General features: G+C 61.0%; 15 protein-coding genes and 2 pseudogenes. 8 read left to right on the top strand and 9 right to left on the bottom strand.

Annotation, left to right across the window (positions count from 1 at the left end):
- Window positions 1-74: 74 nt before the first annotated feature.
- Window positions 75-1,142, top strand: a complete 1,068-nt coding sequence (gene recA, locus CSV86_RS18810) for a recombinase RecA (protein ID WP_009395182.1) — start codon at window positions 75-77, stop codon at window positions 1,140-1,142.
- Between the two features lie 8 nt (window positions 1,143-1,150).
- On the top strand, window positions 1,151-1,618 hold the full coding sequence (recX, locus tag CSV86_RS18805; RefSeq protein ID WP_009395180.1) for a recombination regulator RecX: 468 nt from the start codon (window positions 1,151-1,153) through the stop codon (window positions 1,616-1,618).
- A gap of 6 nt (window positions 1,619-1,624) precedes the next feature.
- Here the strand turns inward: recX and CSV86_RS18800 are convergent, their stop codons facing one another.
- Window positions 1,625-2,743, bottom strand: a complete 1,119-nt coding sequence (locus tag CSV86_RS18800) for an LOG family protein (protein WP_009395178.1) — start codon at window positions 2,741-2,743, stop codon at window positions 1,625-1,627.
- A gap of 300 nt (window positions 2,744-3,043) precedes the next feature.
- Between CSV86_RS18800 and CSV86_RS18795 the strand changes: the two genes are divergently transcribed.
- Window positions 3,044-3,244, top strand: a complete 201-nt coding sequence (locus tag CSV86_RS18795; RefSeq protein WP_009395177.1) for a hypothetical protein — start codon at window positions 3,044-3,046, stop codon at window positions 3,242-3,244.
- On the opposite strand, the gene CSV86_RS18790 is transcribed toward CSV86_RS18795, so the two are convergent.
- Window positions 3,245-3,664, bottom strand: a complete 420-nt coding sequence (locus CSV86_RS18790) for a quorum-sensing-regulated virulence factor family protein (protein ID WP_009395176.1) — start codon at window positions 3,662-3,664, stop codon at window positions 3,245-3,247.
- Between the two features lie 216 nt (window positions 3,665-3,880).
- Between CSV86_RS18790 and CSV86_RS18785 the strand changes: the two genes are divergently transcribed.
- The 3 genes from CSV86_RS18785 to CSV86_RS18775 all read left to right on the top strand — a co-directional run bounded on the left by CSV86_RS18785 (window position 3,881) and on the right by CSV86_RS18775 (window position 5,757).
- On the top strand, window positions 3,881-4,591 hold the full coding sequence (locus CSV86_RS18785) for a tRNA-uridine aminocarboxypropyltransferase (RefSeq protein ID WP_009395175.1): 711 nt from the start codon (window positions 3,881-3,883) through the stop codon (window positions 4,589-4,591).
- A 77-nt stretch (window positions 4,592-4,668) separates the two neighbouring features.
- Window positions 4,669-5,319, top strand: coding sequence for a response regulator transcription factor ErdR (gene erdR, locus CSV86_RS18780; protein ID WP_009395174.1), 651 nt, complete (start codon window positions 4,669-4,671; stop codon window positions 5,317-5,319).
- A 75-nt stretch (window positions 5,320-5,394) separates the two neighbouring features.
- The gene (locus tag CSV86_RS18775) at window positions 5,395-5,757 is read left to right on the top strand and encodes a diacylglycerol kinase (RefSeq protein ID WP_009395173.1); all 363 of its coding nucleotides are present in this window, start codon (window positions 5,395-5,397) and stop codon (window positions 5,755-5,757) included.
- A gap of 16 nt (window positions 5,758-5,773) precedes the next feature.
- Here the strand turns inward: CSV86_RS18775 and CSV86_RS18770 are convergent, their stop codons facing one another.
- Entirely contained in the window at window positions 5,774-6,700 is a 927-nt protein-coding gene (locus CSV86_RS18770; protein WP_009395172.1) for a LysR family transcriptional regulator, read from the bottom strand.
- A gap of 123 nt (window positions 6,701-6,823) precedes the next feature.
- On the opposite strand from CSV86_RS18770, the gene fpr reads away from it, so the two are divergent.
- Entirely contained in the window at window positions 6,824-7,603 is a 780-nt protein-coding gene (fpr, locus tag CSV86_RS18765) for a ferredoxin-NADP reductase (protein ID WP_009395171.1), read from the top strand.
- A 125-nt stretch (window positions 7,604-7,728) separates the two neighbouring features.
- Here fpr and tsaA read toward each other — a convergent pair whose 3' ends face one another.
- From tsaA to CSV86_RS32795, 6 genes and pseudogenes are all read right to left on the bottom strand, one after another.
- A complete protein-coding gene (gene tsaA / locus CSV86_RS18760; RefSeq protein WP_009395170.1) occupies window positions 7,729-8,427 on the bottom strand; it encodes a tRNA (N6-threonylcarbamoyladenosine(37)-N6)-methyltransferase TrmO in 699 nt (232 codons plus the stop codon).
- Between the two features lie 7 nt (window positions 8,428-8,434).
- Window positions 8,435-8,896: a YehS family protein gene (locus tag CSV86_RS18755; protein ID WP_009395169.1), complete on the bottom strand. Its 462-nt coding sequence runs from the start codon at window positions 8,894-8,896 to the stop codon at window positions 8,435-8,437.
- A 41-nt stretch (window positions 8,897-8,937) separates the two neighbouring features.
- Window positions 8,938-9,648, bottom strand: coding sequence for an rRNA pseudouridine synthase (locus CSV86_RS18750; RefSeq protein ID WP_009395168.1), 711 nt, complete (start codon window positions 9,646-9,648; stop codon window positions 8,938-8,940).
- Window positions 9,649-9,740: 92 nt separating this feature from the next.
- Window positions 9,741-11,077, bottom strand: a pseudogene (rimO, locus tag CSV86_RS18745) (30S ribosomal protein S12 methylthiotransferase RimO).
- A 263-nt stretch (window positions 11,078-11,340) separates the two neighbouring features.
- The gene (locus tag CSV86_RS18740; protein WP_009395166.1) at window positions 11,341-11,667 is read right to left on the bottom strand and encodes an addiction module antidote protein; all 327 of its coding nucleotides are present in this window, start codon (window positions 11,665-11,667) and stop codon (window positions 11,341-11,343) included.
- Window positions 11,668-11,985: pseudogene (locus CSV86_RS32795) on the bottom strand (type II toxin-antitoxin system RelE/ParE family toxin). It abuts the gene before it with no gap.
- A gap of 364 nt (window positions 11,986-12,349) precedes the next feature.
- Here CSV86_RS32795 and CSV86_RS18730 point away from each other — a divergent pair.
- Window positions 12,350-14,248 (top strand): potassium transporter Kup, encoded by a 1,899-nt coding sequence (locus CSV86_RS18730; RefSeq protein ID WP_009395156.1) that lies wholly within the window; start codon window positions 12,350-12,352, stop codon window positions 14,246-14,248.
- The last annotated feature ends 146 nt before the right edge of the window (window positions 14,249-14,394 follow it).

Genomic DNA, 14,394 nt, shown 5'->3' with positions numbered 1-14,394 from the left:
CCCTGTGGAATAATACTGGCTACTTATACAGTTGTTTCTGGCCGTCAGGCCCTATCGATTACGTGAGGACTTCAATGGACGACAACAAGAAGCGTGCCTTGGCTGCGGCCCTGGGTCAAATCGAACGTCAATTCGGTAAAGGCGCGGTCATGCGCATGGGCGACCATGAACGTCAGGCGATCCCGGCCATTTCCACCGGCTCCCTGGGCCTGGACATCGCCCTCGGCATCGGCGGCCTGCCAAAAGGCCGTATCGTCGAGATCTACGGTCCGGAATCGTCCGGTAAAACCACCATGACCCTCTCGGTCATCGCCCAGGCCCAGAAAGCCGGCGCCACCTGCGCCTTCGTCGATGCCGAGCACGCGCTGGACCCGGAATACGCCGGCAAGCTGGGCGTCAATGTCGACGACCTGCTGGTCTCGCAGCCGGACACCGGTGAGCAGGCCCTGGAAATCACCGACATGCTGGTGCGCTCCAACGCCGTCGACGTGATCATCGTCGACTCCGTTGCGGCCCTGGTGCCGAAGGCCGAGATCGAAGGCGAGATGGGCGACATGCACGTAGGCCTGCAGGCCCGCCTGATGTCCCAGGCCCTGCGCAAGATCACCGGCAACATCAAGAACGCCAACTGCCTGGTCATCTTCATCAACCAGATCCGCATGAAGATCGGTGTGATGTTCGGTAGCCCGGAAACCACCACCGGTGGTAACGCCTTGAAGTTCTACGCCTCGGTGCGCCTGGACATCCGTCGTACCGGCGCGGTGAAGGAAGGTGACGAAGTGGTCGGCAGTGAAACCCGCGTCAAGATCGTCAAGAACAAGGTCGCGCCTCCGTTCCGTCAGGCCGAGTTCCAGATCCTCTACGGCAAGGGCATTTACCGCAACGGCGAGATCATCGACCTGGGCGTGCTGCACGGTCTGCTGGAGAAATCCGGCGCCTGGTACAGCTACCAGGGCAGCAAGATCGGCCAGGGCAAGGCCAACTCGGCCAAGTTCCTTGCCGAGAACCCGGAAATCGCCGAGACCCTCGAGAAGCAGATCCGCGAAAAACTGCTGAACCCGGGTGCCGTCGATGCTGCCGGCAAAGCCGCTGCAGAAAACGAATCTGCGGAAGACATGGCCGACGCTGACGCCGACTTCTGAGCCCGCGCATGTCCGTTGTACTCGACACCCCCGTCGCCGTCAGGCGGACAGCCATGGACCTGCTCGCACGCCGCGAGCACGGTCGAGCCGAGCTGACGCGCAAATTGCGTCAGCGCGGCGCCTCTCCTGAGATGATCGAGCACGAACTCGACCGCCTGGCGGACGAGGGGCTGCTGAGTGAAACCCGTTATCTGGAAAGCTATATCAGCTCACGCGCGCGTTCGGGCTATGGACCGTCGCGTATTCGCGAGGAGCTGACTCAGCGCGGGCTGCCACGTGGGGATGTCGAGCAGGCATTGCGTGACGCCGACATTGATTGGCAGGTACAACTGGTTGATCTCTGGCAGCGCAAGTTTTCCGGCCATTTGCCGGGTGACCCACGCGAGCGGGCCAGACAGACCCGCTTCCTGGTCTATCGCGGTTTTTCCATGGAGAGGGTCGGCCGCCTGCTCAGCGGCCGAAGCTTCGACGATTGATAGCGCTCAGGTGACCCTGGATGGTTGCCGTGTGCGCTGTGCGGCAGGCATGGATGGCTGGGATTCACGGTTTTCCGGCAGGTTGATGAAGTCCACCAGTTCCCGCAAACGGCCCTGATCGCGTCCGTTGAACGCAAATACCAAACGGTGCAAATGGCTGAAACCGGCCTCGTCCTGTTCCGGCCCTGTATAGCCGTGCTGACTGAAATCCCCGTTCAGGCGCAGGTCGGCAAAGCTCTCCTGCATGTCCAGCAGTGCCGCTTCGCTCAGGGGGTGCTGCATACGAATCACGAACTGGTTTTTCAGCCAGCGACTGGAGTGATAGTTGGCGTAGAACTGGTTGATCTCGGCGACCGCCTCTTCGGCGCTGTTGACCAGACGTACCAGTTTCATGTCGGTGGGCAGGATGTAGCGGTTCTCTTCCAGTTGTCGCTTGATGAAGGCCAGCGCGTCCTCCCAGAAACTGCCGCCGGGCGCATCCAGCAATACTACCGGCACCAGCGGGCTTTTACCGGTCTGGATCAGGGTCAACACTTCCAGTGCTTCGTCCAGGGTGCCGAACCCGCCTGGACACAGTACCAGTGCATCGGCTTCCTTGACGAAGAACAGTTTGCGAATAAAGAAGAAATGGAACGGCAGCAGCTTGTCCGTGCCGTCCACCGTCGCATTGGCGTGCTGCTCGAAAGGCAGGGTGATATTGAAGCCCAGACTGTTGTCCACGCCGGCGCCTTCGTGCGCAGCGGCCATGATGCCGCCCCCGGCGCCGGTAATTACCATCAGCCCCGAGTGGGCCAGAGTCGCGCCCAGCTCCCGGGCCAGGGCGTACATGGGGTGTTCGACCGGGGTGCGGGCCGAGCCGAATACGGTGACCTTGCGGCGTCCCTTGTACTGTTCCATCACCCGGAATGCGTGGTCGAGTTCACGCAGGGCCTGGAGGGTGATCTTGGCGTTCCAGCGGTTGCTGTCGTCGTGGGCCATGCGCAGCACGGTGAGCATCATGTCCCGGTAAAGCGGCAGGTTGGGGCTGTCGGCGGCGACCAGGCTCAGTTGCCGGTCGATGTGGTCCAGGTCGATTCCCTGGTTCCTGAAGTGGCTGGCAAGCAGCTCGTTGGGTAGATAAGGCATCAAACGTCTCCTTTTTGCAGCAATGACCTATCCCTTTGTGTTCTCTTTTTCGGGATTTTGTCGCGGCACGGACCGGGCGCGGACAGCCTCCTGTGTCTGTCCGGTATTGGAAAGATGTTTGTAATCAATCTAGACCCTACCATGTGTTTGCGCTCCATCGCCCATGTACGCATGAGGTCATGACAGATCGTCGTCGTGTTTCTCTCGGCAACCACATGCGCCGCTCGTCAGATCGGATCCAATATTTCGAACGCTCTGGTTAACTGAACCTTGGCGATATGCGGCTCAGGGAGGCTGCCAATGCAACGTATCAGTCTGGAGGTCGATAGCCAGCTGTTCCGGCTTTTGCAAAATGCCGCCCGGGCCAACAACCTGACGTTCGAAGAGGAATGCCTGCGCCGGCTGGAAGGCGGCGAGCGCCGTTCACGCTATCTGCAGGCGCTGGTCGCGGAGTTGCGCGCCGATGAGGAACAACGGCGCGAAAGCAGTCAATTGATGTAGTTACTTCTTCTTGCCGTTGATGCCGCAGCTTTGCGCGTTGAAGTTCTCCACGGCCACCGGACGGTTGGTCTTGTATTCGGTGAACTGGTAAGTCAATACAGCCCCTCGTGCCAGCAACTGGCGATAGCCATTGTTGGTACAGACACTGGCGCCCAACTGGTCACGTACCTTGTCCGGATTGGCGCGCATCTGCTCGGCGTGGCTGGGGCGGACGCTCAAATGGTTGATCAGTTGCGGGCCCTGGACGGTGTAACCCTGGTCGAGGATGTCTTCGTTGATGGCGCGTGGGGTTCCGACGCTACTGTCCCGCGCGACTTTCTCGAGCATCTGGCTCAGTTCATATTCCTGCTTGGACGCGGCATTGGCGGCGATCGGCAGGACCAGCAGCAGGCTCAGGGTGGGGGCGATGAAACGCAGCATTCACTTCTCCAGATTCGGTAACTGGCGCTTTGACCCGCATCCGCACGTCGTGTTCCGTCACGAGCGCAGTCATTCGCAACCATCAATAAGCCCGGGATTATAGTGGAGTCGGAGATTTCCCTGCACGGTAAAGCTTTGTGCCGTAAACTCCCGCCGATTCCGCCCGTCCGAGCGCTTGCCGTTGCCTGTCGTTATCCTTTCTCGTCGAATGTCTTCATGAGCCACGCTGTCTCACGCCTGCGCGCCGAGCGCCTGGCCCTCAGTATCAAACCCTTTGTCGCCCGTGGTTCCCGCGCTCCGCGTTGTCCTGATTGCCGGGTTATCTTCGATTATTGCCTGTGCGCATGGCGCCCACGGGTCGCGGCGGCGTCGGCGATGTGCCTGCTGATGCATGACACCGAGCCACTCAAGCCAACCAACACCGGTTGGCTTATTGCCGACGTAATCGACGATACCAGCGCCTTCGGCTGGCAGCGTACGATGGTGGACCAACAATTGCTCGCCCTGCTCGAAAAGCCCGACTGGCAACCCTATATCGTGTTCCCGGGTGAGTTCGTCGAGTCGTCGCGCGTGGTCACCGAGGTGCGTCCGCAGCCGGGCAAGCGGCCGTTGTTCATCCTGCTGGATGCGACCTGGACCGAGGCACGCAAGATGTTCCGCAAGAGTCCTTACCTGGACCGTTTCCCGGTGCTGAGCCTGGAGCCCGAGCAGATCTCCCGATACCGTCTGCGCCGCTCGAAGCGCGACGACCATTTCTGTACCGCAGAAGTGGCGGCGATGTGCCTGGAGCTGGCCGGCGACCAGGATGCCGCGCAGGCACTGGATGCCTACCTCGATGTTTTCAGTGCTCACTACCTGGGGGCCAAGTTCCGCCTGCCGCTGGACATCGACGATGCTGTCCATCAGCGCCTTAGGCCCTTCCTATAGTCCAAGGGGCAAATGTTGCACTTTGCTTCATAATGATGAAACTTCCGGATCCAGCACAGAACAGGTTCATTAGATCGATGGCCACCTACGAAATCCTGATTGCCGATGACCACCCGCTTTTCCGCAGCGCCCTGCGCCAGGCCGTGACCCTGGGGCTCGGCCCTGACGTGCGTCTGGTGGAGGCCGCCAGCATCGCCGAACTGGAAACCCGTCTCGCCGAAAAATCCGATTGGGACCTGGTCCTGCTTGACCTGAACATGCCCGGTGCCTATGGGTTCTCCGGTCTGGTGCTGCTGCGCGGGCAGTATCCGCAGATTCCGGTGGTGATGGTTTCGGCCCAGGAAGAAGCGGCGGTCGTCGTCAAGTCCCGGGAATTCGGCGCCAGTGGTTTCATTCCCAAGTCCAGCCCGCTGGAGGACATCCAGGATGCTGTGCGCAAGGTGCTCGATGGCGAGGTCTGGTGGCCGCCGCAGGCCTTCGAGAAGGTCGATGTCTCCGCCGAGGCCAAGGCTGCCAGCGAAGGCCTGGCCAGCCTGACGCCGCAGCAATTCCGCGTCCTGACCATGGTTTGCGAAGGGTTGCTGAACAAGCAGATCGCCTATGAGCTGAATGTCTCCGAGGCGACCATCAAGGCCCACGTCACGGCCATCTTCCGCAAGCTGGGTGTGCGCACACGGACCCAGGCCGCACTGCTGTTGCAGCAACTGGAGTCGGTTTCCTCCAGCTGATTAACGACCTTCACGGTTTTTTGACTCGCGGTGCACTAGTCTGCAGCGCTTTCCACAGTCGGAAGTGGTTCTTCTATGTCGCCCTTCAAAGGTCAGACCGGTTTCAAACGTGTTTTCAATGCGGCGGGCTACTCCCTCGATGGCCTGCGTGCGGCGTTCTCTGGCGAGGCGGCCTTCCGCCAGCTGGTGCTGCTCAATGTAATCCTGGTGCCGTTGGCATTCTGGCTGGATGTCAGTCGTGCCGAGCGGGCCATCCTGATCGCGGTGTGCCTCCTGGGCCTGATCGTCGAGCTGCTCAACTCCGCAGTAGAGGCGGCGATCGACCGTATTTCCCTCGATCGCCATCCATTGTCGAAGAACGCCAAGGACATGGGCAGCGCCGCCCAGTTCGTGGCGCTGACCATGGTCGGGCTGGTGTGGGGCGTGATCCTGCTCTAGTTTTTCCGTACAGAGCCTAGGCGATACTGGGCAGCACGATCTCATCGCTCCGACTCACCCCAGCGGTAAAGCTCCTGCACAGCTCCAGGAATTCCCTCATCGCCGAGGTCTGGTACTTCTGCTTGTGCCAGATAAAGAAGAACTGCCGCGCCAGGTCCAGTTCCGGGGTTTGCACCGGTACCAGGCTGCCGCGGCGGAAAGCATCGCGCAGGGCCAGGCGGGAAATGCAGCCGATGCCCAGCCCGGACTCCACCGCGCGCTTGATCGCCTCGGTATGTTCCAGCTCAAGGCGGATATTCAGTTCCGAACGGTGGTGGCGCATGGCCTGGTCGAAGGTCAGGCGGGTACCGGAGCCTTCCTCGCGAAGGATCCACGCCTCTCGGGTCAGTTCGTCGAGGCTGGCGCTGCCGCGCTTGGCCAAGGGGTGCTGTGGGGCGCAGAAGACGATCAGCTCATCCGCCACCCAAGGCTGTACTTCCAGGTCCGGATGGTTGCAGTCGCCTTCGATTAGACCCAGATCAATTTCGTAGTGAGCCACCTGTTGCACGATATGTGCAGTGTTCTGCACGTGCAGCTTGACCTGGCTTTCCGGGTGTACCTGCATGAAGCTGCCGATCAGCAGGGTCGCCAGGTAATTGCCGATGGTCAGGGTCGCGCCGACCGCCAGTGAGCCGAAACCGGACTTGCCGTTGAGCAGGTCCTCGATTTCCTTGGCCTGGTCCAGCAGTGCCACCGCCTGGGGCAGTAGTTGATGGCCCAGGGCATTGAGGCTCAAGCGTTTTCCGGCGCGGTCGAAGAGCTGGCAACTGGATTGCCGTTCAAGCTCGGTAATGGAAGTGCTGGCTGCCGATTGCGACAACGCCAGCACGCTGGCGGCACGTGAAACGCTCTGGTGTTGCGCGACGGCGACGAAGACCTGAAGCTGACGTAGGGTAAATCGCATATCTATATAACCGATAAGACATATCTTGATAATTCATTTAACAGATATTGTCCTCCGCATTAAACTATCGCGCAATCGCGCTCTCGGTTTTAGCGCTGCGTTTTTCTCAGGAGCCCCCTTAACATGAGCAACATGAACCACGAACGTGTCCTCAGTGTTCACCACTGGAATGACACCCTGTTCAGCTTCAAGTGCACCCGCGACCCGGGCCTGCGCTTCGAGAACGGTCAGTTCGTGATGATCGGCCTGCAACAGCCCAACGGCCGCCCGCTCATGCGTGCTTACTCCATCGCCAGCCCGAACTGGGAAGAGCACCTGGAGTTCTTCAGCATCAAGGTGCCCGACGGTCCGCTCACTTCCCAGCTGCAGCACCTGAAGGAAGGCGACGAGATCATCATCAGCAAGAAGCCTACCGGTACCCTGGTCCTCGACGACCTGAATCCGGGCAAGCACCTGTACTTGCTCAGCACCGGCACCGGCCTGGCGCCCTTCATGAGCGTCATCCAGGACCCGGAAACCTACGAGCGTTTCGAGAAAGTCATCCTGGTCCACGGCGTTCGCTACGTGAACGAAGTCGCCTACCGCGAGTTCATCACCGAGCACCTGCCGCAGAACGAGTTCTTCGGCGAAGCGCTGCGTGAAAAGCTGATCTACTACCCGACCGTGACCCGCGAGCCCTTCGAGAACCAAGGACGCCTGACCGACCTGATGCGCAGCGGCAAGCTGTTCAGCGACATCGGCCTGCCGCCGATCAACCCTCAGGACGACCGCGCGATGATCTGCGGTAGCCCGAGCATGCTCGACGAGACCAGCGAAGTGCTGGACAGCTTCGGCCTGAAGATCTCGCCGCGCATGCGTGAGCCAGGTGACTACCTGATCGAGCGTGCTTTCGTCGAGAAGTAAGCTGATATAAAAAAGCGCAGGCCTTGGCCTGCGCTTTTTTTTGTCTGGGATTTATGTGGTGTGCTTTCGGGCCCCATCGTTGGCAAGCCAGCTCCCACAGGGTTCGGCAGCGCTGCTCAAAACATCTATACAGGATCAGCCACCACTTCCAGCACCCTGATCCTCTCCGGCTCCGGATAGTGCCACCTGACCTGCACATCCCAGAATTTCACCCCATACACTCGTTCCGGCGGCGGCACCTGATAGGCCGGCCGCGGATCCTGGGCCAGGCACTGCTCGATCAACGCCACCAGCGGCTCGGCCAGCCGTTGTGCATGCTCATGCGCCTGTACCAGCGCCTCATCACTCCATTCCACGGCGATCGCCGCAGGCGGAGCGCTGGCCATGCCGTTGCTCGCCCCGGCGATGCTGTCGGCGTAGGGCACATAGGGCTTGATATCGAGAACGGGCGTACCGTCCAGCAAGTCGATGCCCGACAGCAGCAGCCGTCCTGGCTCGACCTTCTCCAGCGTGACCACTGATTGCCCGATGCCGTTCGGACGATGCGTCGCCCGGGTCGCGAACACGCCCATGGATGCATTGCCGCCGAGGCGGGGAGGGCGAACCTTCAAGCGCGGCTTGTCCTCCAGCGCCTGGTGGAACAGGAACAGCAGCCAAACGTGGCTGCACTGCTCCAGCCCGGCCACAGCCTCGCCGGTATCGAACGGCGGCACCAGCTCCAGCACGCCACGGGCCGCTGGCGCCAGTTGCGGCTGACGCGGTATGGCGAACTTCTCCTTGAAGCAGGAGCGCATGAAACCGACCGGCGAGACCTTATAGTCCATCTTCGTATCAGCCACGGATCCGTTGGCTCAGACCCTTGAGGAAATTGCGCAGCAACTGGTCGCCGCAAGGACGGAAGTTGTCATGCCCGACCTTGCGGAACAGCGCGCTCAATTCGGTCTTGGATACCGGGAAGTTCACCGCCTTGAGCAGGGCGAGGATATCGTCGTCCTTGAGTTCGAAGGCTACCCGCAGCTTCTTGAGGATGGTGTTGTTGCTGACCGGCAGCTCGATCGGCGGGAGCGGACGGCTTTCATCGCGACCGCGGCGGAAGATCACCAGGCCATCAAGGAAGTGCGCCATGGCTTCGTCCGGGCAGTGCACGAAGTCCTTGTCATCCTCTTTCTTCAGGTAGCTGGCCATGTCTGCGTCGCTCAGCTTGAAGCCATTGCTGCGGGCGATCTGCGCCATCTTGGTGTCGGTGATATCCAGCATGTAGCGCAGGCTGCGCAGTACGTCATTGTGGATCATGTATGGAGTCCTGTTCGGGAGCCTCGCCAGTACGGCGTAGCTCAGAATTTTTCCTTGCTTTCCAGGTAGCGCCATTGACCGGCGGGCAGCTTGCCCATGGCCACGCCGCCAAGGCGGATGCGGCGCATGCCGACCACCTGCAGGCCGACGCTGCGGCACAGCAGGTCGATCAAGCCGGCTGCTGGGTTCTTCAGCGCCAGGCGCAGGCGGGTTTCGTTCTGCCAGCTGGCCTTGACCGGAGGCAGTTCATGGCCTTTCCACTCAAAGCCGCGGTTCAGGCGCTCCAGGCCGTGCTTGATGATCTCGCCGCTGACCTCGACCACATATTCCTGTTCCAGCTTGCGCAGGTCGGAGGTGATCTTGCGCTCGGTGCGCCAGTCCTGGGTGTACACCTGCAGGCCGCTTGCGCCGGCTTGCAGCTCGGCGAGGCATTTGAGGCGGGCGAAATGCCCGCGCAATACGCGACGGCCCTCGCTGTGGGCGGGTGAAAAAGTGGCTGCGGTCATGCCCAGGCGAGCGCTTTCGGCAGTCTGCCCGGCTTCCTGGTGCAGCAGCAGGGTCACCGGCTCGGGTGCATCGGCCTTGGCGCCGGGCAGCAGGGCGACGACCTGCTGGTCGACCTGGAATTGCGGCTCGTCGATGACCTCGCCGTCCACGGTGACCCAGCCGCCGCCGATATAGAGTTCGGCCTCGCGACGGGAGCAACCCAGTTGGGCGATAAGGCGTTTGGAGAGACGGGTGGTTTCAGACATTGGAAAGGCCGTGTTGCGGGGTAATGGGTGGCATTGTAACCGCAGAAAAAACAAAGCCCCGGAAAGGGGCCTGGTTTTTTCCGCTGGGGGCCTTAGACAGGCTCGGCCCAGAGGTCGTACTCATCGGCATCCACTACTCGGCAGCGCACCTTGTCGCCCGGCTTGTAGCCATGGTTGCCATCGATGAACACGTTGCCATCGATTTCCGGTGCGTCGAAGAAGCTGCGACCCACCGAACCCTGCTCCTCGACTTCGTCGATCAGCACTTCGATCTCGCGGCCGATGCGCAGTTGCAGGCGGGCGCTGCTGATGGCCTGTTGATGAGCCATGAAGCGGTCCCAGCGGTCCTGCTTGATCTCGTCCGGGACTTCGTCCAGGCCCAGGTCGTTGGCCGGCGCGCCTTCGACGGGTGAGTACTGGAAGCAGCCAACGCGGTCGAGCTGTGCTTCGGTGAGCCAGTCCAGCAGGTACTGGAAGTCTTCTTCGGTTTCACCGGGGAAGCCGACGATGAAGGTGGAGCGAATGATCAGGTCCGGGCACTGTTCGCGCCATTTCTTGATGCGCGCCAGGGTCCGGTCTTCGAAGGCCGGGCGTTTCATGGCCTTGAGCACTTTCGGGCTGGCGTGCTGGAACGGGATATCCAGGTACGGCAGGATCTTGCCGGCAGCCATCAGCGGGATCACGTCGTCCACGTTCGGGTATGGATAGACATAGTGCAAGCGAACCCAGGCGCCCAGGCTGCTCAGTGCTTCGCACAATTCCAGCATGCGGGTCTTGACCGGGCGACCGTTCCAGAAGTCGGTCTTGTACTTGACGTCGACGCCGTAGGCGCTGGTGTCCTGGGAAATCACCAGGATTTCCTTGACCCCGGCCTTGACCAGGCGCTCGGCCTCGCTGAGCACTTCGCCAACCGGGCGGCTCACCAGCTTGCCGCGCATCGACGGATGATGCAGAAGCTGCAGCTATGGTTGCAGCCTTCGGAAATCTTCAGGTAGGCGTAGTGGCGCGGTGTCAGCTTGACGCCCTGTGGCGGCACCAGATCGATCAGCGGGTTGTGGTCCTGACGCGGTGGAACCACCTCGTGCACGGCGCTGACCACCTGCTCGTACTGCTGCGGGCCGGTCACGGCCAGCACGCTCGGATGCACATCGCGGATGTTGCCTTCTTCGACGCCCATGCAGCCGGTGACGATGACCTTGCCGTTTTCCTTGATGGCTTCGCCGATCACTTCCAGGGACTCGGCCTTGGCCGAATCGATGAAGCCGCAGGTGTTGACCACCACCACGTCAGCGTCCTGATAGGTGGGCACGACTTCGTAACCTTCCATCCGCAGTTGGGTGAGGATGCGCTCGGAGTCGACGAGAGCCTTCGGGCACCCGAGTGAGACAAATCCTACCTTCGGCGTGGTGGGAGTATCGGTCGTGGACATGGTTAACCTCGGTGTAGAGGGGCTGCCGGATAGAAGGAGGAGGCAACCCTGGCGGGCGCTTCCAGGCGCCTCTGGTCAAAAAGTGCGCAATTCTAGCGAGCGTTCGCCTGCTTGACCAGCAGAAAAACGACGAACGCTGTACCGCTCACTTCAGGATGTGCCGGGTGATGAAAGCTCGACCCTTCCTCAGGATGTTGATGGTGCTGTCTGTTCGGCGTTGCAGACGCTGGAGCGAAAGAAAAGCCCCGGATAACGAGTCGGTCTCATGCTTCTTCAGTTCTGTGGGATACGACTTTGGACATGCCGATGCCCAGAGCCTGAAGCACCTTCAGAACAGTGGAGAGTTTCGGGTCACCTCCTGCTGCTATCGAACGGTACAGGCTGGGTCTGGCCAGGCCTGTACTTTGTGAGAGGCTACTCATGCCACCTCTTGCTTCCACGATGCGCCGAATTGCGAGAAGAAACACGTCTTCACCACCAGGTTCGTCAATTTCCTCAAGGGCGGTAGCGAGATATTCGATGGCAAAGTCCTCGTCATCCCGCAGCATGTCGAGAACGCTGTCTTCATGAGGACGACTGCGAGCTTTCATTCAATTCACCTTATGAGATTTCCAAAGGGCCTTGGCCTGGTCGATGTCTTTTTGCTGCTTGTCTTTCGAACCTCCGCCCAGCAGGAAAATGATCTTGCGATCCTGCAGGGCGTAATAGACGCGAAACCCAGGCCCAAAATTGATCTTCATTTCGAAGATGCCTTCACCCACTGGTTAGACATCCCCGAAGTGGCCTAATGAGGCACGATCCACCCGCGTAGTGATCCTTGCCTTGGAGCGCTTGTCTCGCACGGTGTCGAGCCAGGCTTGATAGATATCCACTCCGTTGGGAGACAGCACGTGTTCCACTTCATACATAAACTGTACCTTAAAGGCGACAGATCGTGGATTGCATGTTTTTATCGGATCCAGCGAATACAGCCAAAATGAGATATCGGAGCGCAATGCTTGCGAGGTGACCGGGAGTGTACTGACTGCCTGGCGGGCAGGGAGTGCAGGAGTGTGAGCGTTTGTTTGGAGCATCGCAGTGCGCCCGGAGTAGCGCGTCGATGGTGGCCTTGGGTCTCCACCCAGCAGAAAAACGACGAACGCTGCGCTATGCTTCGCCGCGTTGCGCCTGTGTCAATTCATGACAGGCGCAACGCGGTTCGGCCGACGAGAAAAATCATGACGTCTGGTACGAGATTCACCGGTTTCCGGTTCTTTTTTGCGGGAGTGGTTGATGGGTCAGGCGAGCAGTGAAGCCGCTGCGGGGCATGGGGCGACCAAGTCGTTGGGCCTGCTGGTGGCAGCTGTCGGGGTGGTCTATGGCGATATCGGGACCAGCCCCTTGTATACCCTCAAGGAAGTCTTTACCGGCGGTTACGGGGTGCCGGTCAACCATGATGGTGTGTTGGGCATTCTTTCCCTGATCGCCTGGTCGCTGATCTGGGTGGTGTCGATCAAGTACGTGACCTTCATCCTGCGTGCCGATAACCAGGGCGAGGGCGGGATCATGGCCCTGACGGCGCTGGCCACCCGGGCCTCGGCGTCACGGCCGAAGCTCAGGGCGATGATGGTGATCTGCGGCCTTATCGGCGCTGCGCTGTTCTATGGCGACAGCATGATCACCCCGGCGGTGTCGGTGTTGTCGGCGGTAGAGGGCATGGAGCTGGCCTTCGACGGCATCGATCACTGGGTGGTGCCGATTGCCCTGGTCGTCCTGGTGGCGCTGTTCCTGGTGCAGAAACACGGTACGGCGAAGATCGGCATCCTGTTCGGTCCGGTAATGGTCGCCTGGTTCGTGGTCCTGGCGCTGCTAGGCCTGCACGGCATTGCCCAGAGCCCTGAGGTGCTCAAGGCGTTCAACCCGGTGTGGGCGGTGCGTTTCTTCATCGTTCATCCCGGCATGGGCGTAGCCATTCTCGGGGCTGTGGTGCTGGCGCTGACCGGCGCCGAGGCGCTGTACGCCGACATGGGCCACTTCGGCCGCAAGCCCATTGCCCGGGCCTGGTTCGCCCTGGTGTTGCCGGCGCTGGTGCTCAACTATTTCGGCCAGGGTGCCTTGCTCCTGCAGAACCCGGATGCCGCGCGCAACCCGTTTTACCTGCTGGCTCCGGGCTGGGCACTGCTCCCGTTGATCGCCCTGGCGACCCTGGCCACGGTGATCGCGTCCCAGGCGGTGATTTCCGGAGCGTTCTCCCTGACCCGCCAGGCCATCCAGCTCGGCTATATCCCGCGCATGCAGATCCAGCACACCTCCAGCGACGAGCAGGGACAGATCTATATCGGCGCGGTGAACTGGACGCTGATGGTGGCAGTGGTCCTGCTGGTGATAGGTTTCGAGTCTTCCGGCGCCCTGGCCGCAGCCTACGGCGTGGCGGTGACCGGGACCATGTTGATGACCACCTTGCTAGTGTCCACCGTGATGCTGCTGCTGTGGAAATGGCCACCGTTGCTGGCCGTGCCGATCCTGCTTGGCTTCCTGCTGGTCGATGGCCTGTTCTTCGCCGCGAACCTGCCCAAGGTGGTCCAGGGTGGTGCCTTCCCGGTGCTGGCCGGTGCGGTGCTGCTGTTGTTGATGAGCACCTGGAAGCGCGGCAAGCAGATTCTTGTCGAACGCATCGACGAGGGCGCACTGCCGCTGCCGGTGTTTATCGGCAGTATTCGCGTGCAGCCGCCGCACCGGGTGGAGGGCACCGCGGTGTTCCTTACCGCGCGGGCGGATGCGGTTCCCCACGCGCTGTTGCACAACCTGCTGCATAACCAGGTATTGCACAGCCAGGTGGTGCTGTTGACGGTGGTCAGCGAAGACCGGCCGCGGGTGCCGGAGCAGGAGCGTTTCGAGGTCGAGGCGTATGGCGACGGGTTCTTCCGCGTGCTGCTGCACTTCGGCTTCATGGACGAGCCGGACGTACCGGCGGCGCTGCGCCTGTGCCATCTGGACGAGCTGGACTTCAGCCCTATGCGCACCACCTACTTCCTCAGCCGGGAGACGGTGATCGCCTCGCGGCTGGAAGGGATGGCGCGGTGGCGAGGGAACCTGTTCGCATTCCTGTTGAAGAATGCCAACGGGAACCTGCGGTTCTTCAATCTGCCGCTGAACCGGGTGATCGAATTGGGAACCCAGGTCGAGATCTAACGGGCTTCCAGGGCCTCATCGCTGGCAAGCCAGCTCCCACAGTGTCCGCAGTGATCACAAAATCCTTGGCAGGCTCTGACTCCCACAGGTTCAGCGGTGCACGCGGACCCTGTGGGAGCTGGCTTGCCAGCGATGAGGCCTAGGGC

The sequence above is a fragment of the Pseudomonas bharatica CSV86 genome, assembly GCF_000319305.2.
GTDB classification, from domain to species: domain Bacteria; phylum Pseudomonadota; class Gammaproteobacteria; order Pseudomonadales; family Pseudomonadaceae; genus Aquipseudomonas; species Aquipseudomonas bharatica.
This window is presented reverse-complemented; position numbering and strand designations above follow the sequence as displayed.